Here is a 12,589-nt window from a genome sequence, read left to right on the forward strand (position 1 = left end):
CGTGACCCAGGCCCTGCGTTACGCCCTGGTGGTCGGCAGCGCGATCGCTTCGATCCTGCTGTTCCTGCTCGCATCGGCATCCGACAACTCGGGCTTCTTCGACCGTAACTACTACTGGTTGCTGGGACTGAACGCGGCCGTCGCCGGCGCGCTGCTGATCCTCGTGATCGTCAACCTGGCGCGCCTGTATTCGGGCTACAAGGCGGGCCGCTTCGGCTCGCGCCTGATGGCGCGCCTGATGCTGCTGTTCGCCGGCATCGGCATCCTGCCCGGCCTCGTCATCTTCATGGTCTCGGTGCAGTTCGTCTCGCACTCGATCGAGTCCTGGTTCGACGTCAAGATCGAGGCCGCGCTGCAGTCGGGCCTGAACCTGGGCCATGCGGCGCTGGACGAAGCGCTCACCGACCTCGGCGCCAACGCCGGCACCACCGCGGCCACGCTGGCGGGCCAGGACGACCTGATGGCGCACGCGATCCTGATCCGCGCGGTGGAGGAGATCAGCGGCATGCAGAGCGCGATGCTGCTGTCGGCCGACGGCAAGCTGGTCGCCTCGTCGTCCGACGTGCGCAACGCCGACCTGACGCCCGACCTGCCGACCGCCCAGATGCTGCGCCAGGCCGCCATGCCGGGCGGTTACGCGCGGCCGGAAGGCGGCATCGACCACGACCTCGCCAAGATGGGCGACGACCAGCCCAGCGCGCTCGACGCCGCCACCGGCCTGCGCCTGCGCGTCGTGATCGCCGTGCCCGAACCGCCGGGCATGGCGCCGCGCTACCTGCAGCTGCTGCAGGGCGTGCCCGTCAACCTGGCGTCCAACGCCGAGGTGCTCAGCACGGCCTACACCGAATACAAGTCGCGCGCCGACGCGCGCACGGGCTTGCGCAAGATGTACATCGGCACGCTGACGCTGACGCTGCTGCTGGCGATCTTCGCCGCCATCGGCAGCGCCTTCCTCATCGCGCGCAACCTCGCCCAGCCGCTGCTGGTGCTGGCCGAGGGCACGCGCGCGGTGGCCGAGGGCGACCTGTCGCCGCGTCCCATCGTCGAGACCAAGGACGAACTGGGCACGCTGACCCAGTCCTTCAATGCCATGACGGGCCAGCTGTTCGAGGCGCGTTCCGCGGTGGAGCGCAACCGCGCCGCGCTGGAAAGCGCCAAGGCCCACCTGGAGTCGGTGCTGGCGAACATGTCGGCCGGCGTGATCGTGATGGACGCCGACGGCGTCGTGGTCAATTCGAACGACGCCGTGCACCGCATCCTGCAGGTCGACGTGGCGTCGCTGGCGGGCCGTCCGCTGGACGAGATCGAGGGCCTGGAAGCGTTCGCCGGCGCCGTCACGCGCGCGTTCTCGGCCCATTCCGCGCAAAGCGCGGCCCAGAACGCGACGGCGGCGGCCGGGCGCGGCGGCCGGGTGCGCAGCCCGCTGCGCGCGCACTGGCAGCAGCAGATCGAGATCCCGCGCCGTCCCGGCAGCGCCGACGACCACGACATCACCGTGCTGGCGCGCGGCTCGCGCCTGCCGGTGGGGGCGGGCAGCGGCTTCATCGTGGTGTTCGACGACATCTCCGACGTGATCTCGGCGCAGCGCTCGGTGGCCTGGGGCGAGGTCGCGCGCCGGCTGGCGCACGAGATCAAGAACCCGCTGACGCCGATCCAGCTGTCGGCCGAGCGCCTGCAGATGAAGCTGGCCGAGCGCGTCGACGCGGACGGCGCCGCGCTGCTGAACAAGGCCACCGACACCATCGTCAACCAGGTCGCCGCGATGAAGCGCATGGTCGACGACTTCCGCGACTACGCCAAGGCGCCGCCGGCCGTGCTGTCGCCGCTCGACCTGAACGCGCTGATCGAGGAAATCCTCAATCTCTACCTGTCCGACGACGGCTCCGACACGATCCACCCGCAGCTGGCTGCCGGCCTGCCGCCCGTGATGGGGGACGCGACCCAACTGCGCCAGGTGATCCACAACCTGCTGCAGAACGCCCAGGACGCGCTGGCCGACCAGCCGCCCGCCGACGCCGCGCCGCGCATCGACATCACCACGGAAGCCATCCACTACGTGGGCGCCGACGGCTGCACGGGCACCGCGGTGCGCCTGGCCATCGTCGACAACGGCCCCGGCTTCGCGCCCAAGATCCTGACGCGCGCCTTCGAGCCCTACGTCACGTCCAAGGCGCGCGGCACGGGCCTGGGCCTGCCGATGGTGAAGAAGATCGTGGACGAACACGGGGGCCGGATCGACGTCGCCAACCGCTCGGATGGAACTGGCGCTTCGGTATCGATTTTGCTGTTAAAGTTAGCCCCAGAGGCGAACTTGGCCTAAAGCGCGATTCGCGCATAAAATCTTGGCTGTAAGGTAAGCTTGAAAAAAGCGCCACACATGTGGCGCTTTTAAGCTTGCCCGTAACAGTATCAGCACGTCGAACAACCGTCGCGAGCGGCGGCAATGGTGGCCGAGAAGCGCAGCTGTGCGAGAAGTACAGCGAGCATCGCAGGCCGCCGGTGCAACGCGCAGTAGGTTGTTCGGCGTGCCCGCTAAAGACCAGGAAGGCATGACAAGATGGCGAACATACTCGTAGTCGACGATGAAATGGGGATCCGCGAGCTGCTCTCGGAAATCCTGGGTGACGAAGGCCATGCCGTGCAACTGGCTGAAAACGCCCAGCAGGCGCGCCAGGCGCGCCAGCAGGGCGCGCCCGACCTGGTGCTGCTCGATATCTGGATGCCGGACACCGACGGCGTCACCCTGCTGAAGGAATGGCAGCGCGACGGCTTGCTGACCATGCCGGTCATCATGATGTCCGGCCACGCCACCATCGACACGGCCGTCGAGGCGACCCGCATCGGCGCGCTGAACTTCCTCGAGAAACCGATCGCCCTGCAAAAACTGCTCAAGGCGGTGCAGCAAGGCCTGGCGCGCGGCCAGGAAGCGGCGCGCGCGCCTGCGCTCGCCCCGCGTCCGCAGGTGGCGGCGGCGGTGCCGGCCGCGCCGGAGCCGAGCGTCCAGGCGCAGCCGATGTACGCGCCGCAGCAGGGTGGAGCGATGGGCGGGGCGCTGGGCGGCGGCGCGATCGGGATCGGGCGCCCGTCCAACGGCGAGGCGCATGCGCACGGCTACACGCTGTCCTTCGACTTGCCGCTGCGCGAGGCGCGCGACGCCTTCGAGCGCATGTACTTCGAACACCACCTGGGCCGCGAAGGCGGTTCGATGACGCGCGTGGCCGAGAAGACCGGCCTGGAACGCACCCACCTGTACCGCAAGCTCAAGCAGCTGGGCGTCGAACCCGGCAAGCTGGGCAAGAAAAACGTCCAATGACGGCGGCGCCTCCCGTGACCGCCACCCTGGTCACGGGGGCCAGCGCCCGGGCCAGGGAAGCGGCGATCGCCGCCCGCCTGGCCGCCGCTCCCATCGACGGCGCCACCGCCGTGATCCTCGAAGGCCTGGCCTCGGGCGACTCTCCCCTCGATACCCTGCCCGATGACTGGCGCGCGACCCGCATCGCGCCCGGTTGCCTGTGCTGCACCGGCAATCTCGTTTTGCGTGTAACATTGAATCGCCTGCTGCGGCGCCGTCCGCAACGCCTGTTCATCGGCGTCGCACAGAGCGAGCACCTTGATCAGTTGCGATCGTGGCTGCAATCCGAGCCATACGATCAGCTGTTGACGCTGACGCCGGATCTCGGAGCCTGAATCGCCCAAATCCCGCGAACAGGGCTGCAAACGTAACAAGTTGTAGCGCTTCTTGAAATCCGGTTCGTCAGCCTCATCTCTTAATCGAAATGGAATGCGCGAAGTGGTATGCGAAGTGCAATACCCTAGCGTCCGCCGCCGGGCGCAACCTTGCACCCATCTGATCGAGTGAAGGAGTCATCATGAACATGATCTACAACAGCGAACAGTACAGCGTCGTCGAATTCGGCGTCGATCACAACCTCGAAGCGCTGCGCTTCGGCGGCTACGAGATCGTCGACAAATCCGGCCGGCGCGAAGCATTCATCGGCGGCAAACTGGCACAATCGTTCCGGCGCGACGTGAACAACCTGATCGCCAGCGAACCCACGATGGAAGAGATCGACGACTTCCTGGGTTCCTACGATACCCTGATGAGCCAACCGGTCGTACTGCATTAATCTTTGTTTTCCCGGGCCTATCCCTGCGGGTAGCCCGGCCACTGGCCTGCGTGACGCGCCATCCGGAAGGCGACGCGGCCAGCCCGCCTTCTCCCATCCCCGCATCCTTCCTCAGCCACACGTTTCGCATTCCGTCTTTGCGCCGACGCATGGTAAGCTTCGACCATGTGTCAACTCCTCGCCATGAACTGCAATGTCCCCACAGACATCGTGTTCAGCTTTACCGGTTTCGCCCACCGCGGCGGCCGCACCGATACCCACCATGACGGCTGGGGCATCGCCTTCTTCGAGGGCGCCGGCGTGCGCCATTTCGTCGACCACCAGGCGGCCGTCGCCTCGCCGATCGCCGAACTGATCAAGCACTATCCGATCAAGTCGCTGAACGTCATCGCCCACATCCGCAAGGCCACGCAAGGCCAGGTGGCGCTGGAGAACTGCCATCCCTTCGTGCGCGAGATGTGGGGCCGCTACTGGGTGTTCGCGCACAACGGCGACCTGAAGGACTTCGACCCCGTGCTCGACGGGCCGTACCGCCCGGTCGGCACCACCGACAGCGAGCGCGCCTTCTGCTTCCTGCTGCAGCAATTGCGCGAGCGCTTCGGCGACCAGGCGCCCCCGCTGCCGACCCTGCGCGCCGCGCTGGCCGACCTTGTGCCGGCGATCGCGCGCCACGGCACCTTCAACATGATGCTGTCGGACGGCACCGCGCTGTTCGCCCATTGCTCGACCAAGCTGTGCTACGTGGTGCGCCAGTACCCGTTCGCGGCCGCCTGCCTGGCCGACGAAGACCTGTCGGTCGACTTTTCCCAGGTGACCACGCCCAGCGACCGGGTCGCCATCATCGTCACCACGCCGCTCACGACCAACGAGACCTGGACCGATTTCGCGGAAGGCGAGTTGAAGCTGTTCGTGGACGGATGGCCGCAAACCTGAGCCGACCAGGCGTTTTCAGGCGAAATTAATTTCCAGTTTTCACCTCCACTGTGGAATGCGGTAAAGTAGCCTAGTTCCCATGTGAAAGAGTCCGAGATGACCGATACCGCCAGCCTGGACCACGCCAATTACCCGCTGCGCGTGCGCGACTTCTATCTGGGGCGCCAGCCCGTGCTGGACCGCCACCAGGCACTGTTCGGCTATGAATTGCTGTTCCGCAGTGGCGTCCCGGCCAGCGCGATGGCCGCCGGCGCGCCGGCGCAGCCCGACCCGGCGGGCGCCGCCATGCCCAGCGGCCTGACGGCCACCGCCGCCGTGATCGCCCATGCCGCCCAGCTCGGCCTGGCGCGCGCGATCGGCGACGCCACCTGTTTCCTGAACGTCGATGCCGACGTGCTGGCCAGCGACATCTTCGCCTTCCTGCCGCGCGAGCGTACGGTGCTCGAGATCGTCGGCTCCGTCGATCCCGACGACGCGGTGATCGCGCGCATGCGCGAACTGGCCGGCCACGGCTTCCGCTTCGCGCTGGACGGCATCGAGGGCGACAGCCTGCGCCTGCAGCGCCTGCTGCCGCTGGCCGGCTTCGTCAAGCTGGACCTGCGCGGCGTGACGCTTCCCGCCTTGCCGGACCTGGCGCGGCGCCTGCACGGCATGGAAAGGCAGCTGGTCGCGGAAAAGGTGGAAACGCGCGAGGAATACGAAGCCTGCCTCGACCTCGGCTTCGACTACTTCCAGGGCTATTATTTCGCCAAGCCGTCCGTGCTGGGCGGACGCAAGCTGTCGCCGTCGCAGATGACGGTGCTGAACCTGCTGAACCTCGTGACCTCGGACGTCGACAACGCCGAGGTCGAGCGCGCCGTGAAGAAGGACGTCACGCTGGCGCTGAACCTGCTGCGCCTCGTGAACACGCCGGCCGTGGGCGTGCGCCAGCGCATCGATTCCGTCGCCCAGGCCCTCGTCGTGCTGGGCCGGCGCCAGCTGCAGCGCTGGCTGCAGATCATGCTGTACGCCGAGCCCGCGACGCGCGGCCACAACCAGACCCCGCTGCTGATGCTCGCGACCACGCGCGGCCGCCTGATGGAGCTGCTGGCCAAGCGCCTGCGTCCCGCCCAAGGCTACCTGGGCGACGTCGCCTTCACCGTCGGCATCATGTCGCTGATGGATACGCTGTTCGGCATCCCGATGGCCGACATCGTCGAGCAGATCCCCGTGAGCGACGAGATCCGCAAGGCGCTGCTGTCGCGCCAGGGCTTCTTCGGCGAGCTGCTGAAACTGGCGGAGCTGATCGAGCAGGCCGACAGCGCGGACGACGAGGTGATGCCGACGCTGAAGTCGCTGCAGATTTCCAGCGACGACATGGTGGAGATGGAGATGGCGGCCTATCAGTGGAGCGATAACGTCGTCCGTTACGCTATCTGACCGGCGCCGGTGATGGTGGGCATGTGATGCCCACCCTACGGCGATGTGGACGTAGGGTGGGCACCACGTGCCCACCGCAACGTCAACCGGCCAATCAGAGATTCGGCGCCAGGTGGCGCTCCAGCTCGTCCTTGGGCATGCCGCGGCGCTTGGCCATGTCCTCGAGCTGGTCCTGGCCGATCTTCCCGACCACGAAGTACTTCGATTCCGGGTGCGAGAAGTAGAAGCCCGAGACCGCCGCGCCCGGGTACATCGCGTACGATTCCGTCAGCTCCATGCCGATCTCGTTCGCCTGCAGCGTCTCGAACAGCTCCTTCTTGACCGTGTGCTCGGGGCAGGCCGGATAGCCCGGCGCCGGGCGGATGCCCACGTATTCTTCCTTGATCAGGGCCGCGTTGCTCAGGTCCTCGCCCGCCGCATAGCCCCACAGGTCCGTGCGCACGCGCTCGTGCAGGTATTCGGCGAAGGCTTCGGCCAGGCGGTCGGCCAGCGCTTTCAGCATGATCGACGAGTAGTCGTCGCCCGCTTGCTCGAAACGCTGCTCGTGCTTCTCGATGCCCAGGCCCGACGTGACGGCGAACATGCCGATGTAGTCGGCGATGCCCGACGACTTCGGCGCGATGAAGTCGGCCAGGCACTGGTTGGGGCGCTGCACGCCGTCGACCACGGGCTTGACGCCCTGCTGGCGCAGGCCGTACCAGGTGAAGTCGACCTGCGCGCGCGTGTCGTCCTTGTAGACCTCGATGTCGTCGTCGTTCACCGCGTTCGCCGGCAGCAGGGCGATGACGCCGTTGGCCGTCAGCCAGCGGCCGTCGATGATCTTCTTGAGCATCGCCTGGCCTTCGGCGAAGACCTTCGTCGCCGCCTCGCCCACGACCTCGTCGGTCAGGATGGCGGGGTAGGGGCCGGCCAGGTCCCAGGTCTGGAAGAACGGGCCCCAGTCGATGTAGCGCGCCAGCAGCGCCAGGTCGACGTTCTTGAAGACGCGGCGGCCGACGAACTTCGGCTTGGCCGGCGCATACGCCAGCTTGGCCTTGTTGGCGCGCGCCTGCGCCAGCGACACCATCGGCAGCGCCTTCTTGTTGGCGTGCTGCTCGCGGATGCGCTCGTAGTCGGACTCCAGCTCGGCCACGTAGCCCTCGCGCAGGTCGGCCGTCACCAGCGACTGGCCCACCGACACGGAACGCGAGGCGTCCGGCACGTACACGACGGGGCCCTCGTAGTGCGGCGCGATCTTGACGGCCGTGTGGGCGCGGCTGGTGGTGGCGCCGCCGATCAGCAGGGGGATCTTGCGGTCGCGGAACCACGGGTCGCGCTGCATCTCGCGCGCCACGTGGGCCATCTCTTCCAGCGAGGGCGTGATCAGGCCCGACAGGCCCACGATGTCCGCGTTCTCCTCCTTGGCCTTGGCCAGGATCTCGGCGGCGGGCACCATCACGCCCATGTTGACGATCTCGAAGTTATTGCACTGCAGGACCACCGAGACGATGTTCTTGCCGATGTCGTGCACGTCGCCCTTCACGGTGGCGATCACCATCTTGCCCTTCGGTTTCGCCACGATGCCGGTGCGCGCTTCTTCCGCCGCCTTTTCTTCCTCGATGAACGGCACCAGGTGGGCCACGGCCTGCTTCATCACGCGCGCGGATTTCACCACCTGCGGCAGGAACATCTTGCCCTGGCCGAACAGGTCGCCGACCACGTTCATGCCGTCCATCAGCGGGCCCTCGATCACGTGGATCGGGCGGCCGCCGTCGGCCATGATCTTCTGGCGCGCTTCCTCGGTGTCCTCGACGATCCACTGCGTGATGCCGTGCACGAGGGCGTGCGCCAGGCGCTTCTGGACGGGGGCGTTGCGCCACTCGAGGTTCTGCTCCTGCTTGGCGCCGCCGGCCTTCAGCTGGCCCGCGAATTCGATCATGCGCTCGGTGGCATCGGGGCGGCGGTTCAGCACCACGTCTTCCACGCGCTCGCGCAATTCGGGGTCGAGGTCGTCGTAGACGCCGACCATGCCGGCGTTGACGATCCCCATGGTCATGCCGGCCTTGATCGCGTGGTACAGGAACACGGTGTGGATCGCCTCGCGCGCCGGGTCGTTGCCGCGGAACGAGAACGACACGTTCGACACGCCGCCCGAGATCTTCGCGTGCGGCAGGTTCTCGTGGATCCAGCGGGTGGCGTTGATGAAGTCGACGGCGTAGTTGTCGTGTTCCTCGATGCCGGTGGCGATGGCGAAGATGTTCGGGTCGAAGATGATGTCCTCGGGCGGGAAGCCCACTTTCTCCACCAGGGTGTCGTAGGCGCGCTTGCAGATCTCGATCTTGCGCTCGAAGGTGTCGGCCTGGCCCTTCTCGTCGAAGGCCATGACGATGACGGCGGCGCCGTAGCGGCGGCACAGTTTCGCCTGGCGCAGGAATTCCTCCTCGCCTTCCTTCATCGAGATCGAGTTGACGATGGCTTTGCCCTGCACGCACTTCAGGCCCGCCTCGATCACGCTCCACTTCGACGAGTCGACCATGATCGGCACGCGCGAGATGTCCGGTTCCGACGCCACCAGGTTCAGGAAGCGCGTCATCGCGGCCACGGAGTCCAGCATCGCCTCGTCCATGTTGATGTCGATGACCTGGGCGCCGTTCTCGACCTGCTGGCGCGCCACCGACAGCGCCTCGTCGTACTGCTCGTTCAGGATCATGCGCGCGAACGCCTTCGAACCCGTCACGTTGGTGCGCTCGCCGACGTTGACGAACAGCGAGTCGTCGTCGATGGTGAACGGCTCCAGGCCCGACAGGCGCAGCGCCGTCGGGATCTCGGGCACCGTGCGCGGCGCGGCGGTCGACAGCAGTTGCGCGATGGCCTGGATATGTTCCGGCGTCGTACCGCAGCAGCCGCCGGCCACGTTGACGAAGCCGGCGTCGGCGAATTCGCGCAGCAGGGCGGAGGTGTCTTCCGGCAGTTCGTCGAAGCCGGTGTCGCTCATCGGGTTGGGCAGGCCGGCGTTCGGGTAGATGCACACATAGGTATCGGCGATCTGCGACAGTTCCTGCGCGTACGGGCGCATCAGGGCGGCGCCCAGCGCGCAGTTCAGGCCGATGGTCAGCGGCTTCGCGTGGCGCACCGAGTTCCAGAAGGCGGTGACGGTCTGGCCGGACAGGATGCGGCCCGAGGCGTCGGTGACGGTACCGGAGATCATCAGCGGCAGGCGCGGCGTTTCGGGATGCTCGTCGAAATACTGGTCGATGGCGAACAGCGCGGCCTTGCAGTTCAGCGTGTCGAAGATGGTCTCGACCAGCAGCAGGTCGACGCCGCCCTCGACCAGCGCGCACACCTGCTCGTGATAGGCGGCGACCAGCTGGTCGAACGTGACGTTGCGCGCGGCGGGGTCGTTGACGTCGGGCGAGATGGACGCCGTCTTGGGCGTGGGGCCGAGGGCGCCGGCGGCATAGCGCGGCTGGTCCGGCGTCGAATACTTGGCGCAGGCGGCGCGCGCCAGCTTCGCCGCTTGCACGTTCATCTCGTAGACGAGATGCGCCATGTGGTAGTCGTCCTGGGCCACGCTGGTCGCGCCGAAGGTATTGGTCTCGATGATGTCGGCGCCGGCCGCCAGGTAGCGTTCGTGGATCTCCTGGATGACCTGCGGCTGCGTCAGGTTCAGCAGCTCGTTGTTGCCCTTGACGAACAGCTCGCGCGCGCCGCTGCCTTCGGGCGCCGCGAAATCGATGAAGCGCCCCTGCGGACCGCCGCGGTATGCGGTCTCGTCCAGCTTGTACTGCTGGATGATCGTGCCCATCGCGCCATCGAGGATCATGATGCGGCGGGCCAGGGTGGCGCGCAACTGGGCTTCGACGGGGGAGGGGACGTGGACGGTGGTCATCGTTCTGCTTTCCTTGGGGACTGATCTTAGTTGGATACCCGACGAGCCCTGCAGGCGGCTGGATCGGCGGGTTTCGCGAGGTGGGTCTGAAATTATACAGTCACTGGAAGAGTTTGTTCTCGCGTCAATAAGATGATGCAATCCGGGTCAAGAAAACCACGATGTAAAGACGTTTGTAACGTAATGTTTCTAAAACGCTGTTGTTACATTGAGATACAAAACGCGGCATTTCAGCAATTTTCAGGATACATACAGGCGTGACAATAAACGCCATGGAGCCGCCAGCGAGCGCGGTTCCTAGTCCAAATCAACGGAAAGTGCGGGCCGTTGCCCCGCCGCCTACTCGGAAAATTGCTATGAATAAAGAATACGTGCCTGAATGGGACCAGCCGGCAGTCCGCAGCGAAGAAACCGCCGCTCCGGCCAAGACCCACGCCGTCGCCGGTGTGAAACAAATCGTTACCATCCGCCTGGACGTCGACATGCTGGAATGGTTCAAATCGGCCGGTCCGGGCTACCAGACCCGTATCAACCAGGTGCTGCGTGAATACATGGAAGCCAATCGCGTGCGCGCTTCGGGCGAGCAGCACTAAGTAATACCGGGGCCCAGCGCCCGTCGCAATGACAAACGGCCGATTCATGTTTCAGCATGAATCGGCCGTTTGCTTTTGGGGCGGCATGGCGGGCACCACGTGCCCACCATTGCGTGCGTTATGCGAACGTCACGCCTTCGAACGAGAACCCCTTCAGGAATTCCGCCGCCGCCAGGCGCTTGCCGCCCGGCTTCTGCAGCTCCGTCAGGCGCAGCGCGCCTTCCCCGCAGGCGACCACGATGCCGCGCTGGGCATCGGCCGACAGCACCTGTCCGGGCAGCCCCGCGCCTGCAACCGGCTCGGCATGCCAGATCTTGACGGTGCTGGCGCCGGCCTGGCCGGAGGCGCCGGGGAATGGATTGAAGGCGCGCACCTTGCGCGCCAGGTCCGCGGCGGGCAGCGACCAGTCCAGCTTCGCTTCTTCCTTGCCGATCTTGGCCGCATAGGTCACGCCTTCCTCGGGCTGCGGCACCGCTTCCAGCAGGCCCCCTTCCATGCGGCGCAGCGCGTCGACGATCATGCGCGCGCCCAGGGCCGCCAGCTTGTCGTGCAGGCTGCCGGTGGTGTCCGTTTCCTCGATGGCGATGCGCTCCATCAGCAGCATGGGGCCCGTGTCCAGGCCTTCTTCCATTTCCATGATCGTCACGCCCGTCTCGGCATCGCCCGCCTCGATCGCGCGGTGGATCGGGGCGGCGCCGCGCCAGCGCGGCAGGATCGAGCCATGGATGTTGATGCAGGGCTTGATGTCGAGCGTGGAGCGGGGCAGGATCAGGCCATAGGCCGCGACCACCATCACGTCGTAGTCCGTGGCCAGCAGGCGCTCGTGCGCGGCCTTCGCTTCCAGCGCGCGCTGCGGATCCTTGGCATCCATGCGCAGCGACAGCGGCTGCAGCACCTCGATGCCGTGGGCCAGGGCGACCTGCTTCACGGCGGATGCCTGCAGCTGCATGCCTCGTCCGGCCGGCCGGTCCGGCTGGGTCAGCACCAGCGGGACGGTAAAGCCGGCGTCCAGCAGGGAACGCAGGGCGCTGGCGGCGAATTCGGGCGTGCCGGCGAACACGACCTTCATGCGCGGCGGCCTTCCTTCTGCATGCTGCGCTCTTCCTTCATCAGCTTGGTCTTGATGCGGTTGCGCTTGAGCGGCGACAGGTATTCGACGAATACCTTGCCCATCAGGTGGTCCATCTCGTGCTGGATGCACACGGCCAGCAGGCCGTCGGCCTCGACCTCGAACGGCTTGTTGAACTGGTCGACCGCGCGCACTTTCACACGGGCCGGGCGTTCGACGCCGTCGTACACGCCCGGCACCGACAGGCAGCCTTCGTCGTAGACCTGCTTTTCCGGGCTGGCCCAGACGATTTCGGGGTTGATGAAGACCATCAGCGCGTCGTGCGTCTCGCTGACGTCGATGACGATCACGCGCTCGTGCACGTCGACCTGGGTCGCAGCCAGGCCGACGCCCGGGGCGTCGTACATGGTCTCGGCCATGTCCGCCACGAGTTGTTCGAGGCGCTCGCCGAATTCGGTGACCGGCTTGGCCACCTTGTGCAGGCGCGGATCGGGATAGCGGAGGATGTTCAGTAAGGCCATGGCGTCGTCGTTCGAAGTAATTCAATAAAAGGTATATCGGGTGTCCGCCCCGAAGGTTC

General features: G+C 66.4%; 10 protein-coding genes. 7 read left to right on the forward strand and 3 right to left on the reverse strand.

Going from position 1 to position 12,589, the window contains the following annotated elements; translation table 11 throughout:
• Position 1 precedes the first annotated feature (1 nt).
• The 6 genes from QPK32_RS22450 to QPK32_RS22475 all read left to right on the forward strand — a co-directional run bounded on the left by QPK32_RS22450 (position 2) and on the right by QPK32_RS22475 (position 6,479).
• Positions 2–2,320 carry an ATP-binding protein gene (locus QPK32_RS22450; protein ID WP_290415008.1) on the forward strand — a complete coding sequence of 773 codons (2,319 nt, stop codon included), beginning with the start codon at positions 2–4 and terminating at the stop codon, positions 2,318–2,320.
• 237 nt (positions 2,321–2,557) lie between these two features.
• Positions 2,558–3,313 carry a response regulator gene (locus tag QPK32_RS22455; protein ID WP_290415009.1) on the forward strand — a complete coding sequence of 252 codons (756 nt, stop codon included), beginning with the start codon at positions 2,558–2,560 and terminating at the stop codon, positions 3,311–3,313.
• Entirely contained in the window at positions 3,310–3,687 is a 378-nt protein-coding gene (locus QPK32_RS22460; RefSeq protein WP_374046778.1) for a GTPase, read from the forward strand. The genes QPK32_RS22455 and QPK32_RS22460 overlap by 4 nt, the downstream gene beginning before the upstream one ends.
• 182 nt (positions 3,688–3,869) lie before the next feature.
• On the forward strand, positions 3,870–4,127 hold the full coding sequence (locus tag QPK32_RS22465) for a DUF3567 domain-containing protein (protein ID WP_036172695.1): 258 nt from the start codon (positions 3,870–3,872) through the stop codon (positions 4,125–4,127).
• Between the two features lie 165 nt (positions 4,128–4,292).
• On the forward strand, positions 4,293–5,060 hold the full coding sequence (locus QPK32_RS22470) for a class II glutamine amidotransferase (protein WP_290415011.1): 768 nt from the start codon (positions 4,293–4,295) through the stop codon (positions 5,058–5,060).
• A 96-nt stretch (positions 5,061–5,156) separates the two neighbouring features.
• Positions 5,157–6,479 (forward strand): EAL and HDOD domain-containing protein, encoded by a 1,323-nt coding sequence (locus tag QPK32_RS22475; RefSeq protein ID WP_290415012.1) that lies wholly within the window; start codon positions 5,157–5,159, stop codon positions 6,477–6,479.
• A gap of 94 nt (positions 6,480–6,573) precedes the next feature.
• Here the strand turns inward: QPK32_RS22475 and metH are convergent, their stop codons facing one another.
• Positions 6,574–10,347: a methionine synthase gene (gene metH / locus QPK32_RS22480; RefSeq protein WP_290415013.1), complete on the reverse strand. Its 3,774-nt coding sequence runs from the start codon at positions 10,345–10,347 to the stop codon at positions 6,574–6,576.
• 356 nt (positions 10,348–10,703) lie between these two features.
• On the opposite strand from metH, the gene QPK32_RS22485 reads away from it, so the two are divergent.
• Positions 10,704–10,940: a BrnA antitoxin family protein gene (locus tag QPK32_RS22485; protein WP_290415014.1), complete on the forward strand. Its 237-nt coding sequence runs from the start codon at positions 10,704–10,706 to the stop codon at positions 10,938–10,940.
• 118 nt (positions 10,941–11,058) lie between these two features.
• Here QPK32_RS22485 and fmt read toward each other — a convergent pair whose 3' ends face one another.
• Complete coding sequence (gene fmt, locus QPK32_RS22490; protein WP_290415015.1) at positions 11,059–12,009, reverse strand: methionyl-tRNA formyltransferase; 951 nt, start codon at positions 12,007–12,009, stop codon at positions 11,059–11,061.
• On the reverse strand, positions 12,006–12,530 hold the full coding sequence (def, locus tag QPK32_RS22495) for a peptide deformylase (RefSeq protein WP_290415016.1): 525 nt from the start codon (positions 12,528–12,530) through the stop codon (positions 12,006–12,008). Before def ends, fmt begins: the two co-directional genes overlap by 4 nt.
• Positions 12,531–12,589 lie beyond the last annotated feature (59 nt).

The organism is Massilia sp. YIM B02763 (genome assembly GCF_030412015.1).
GTDB lineage: Bacteria > Pseudomonadota > Gammaproteobacteria > Burkholderiales > Burkholderiaceae_D > Telluria.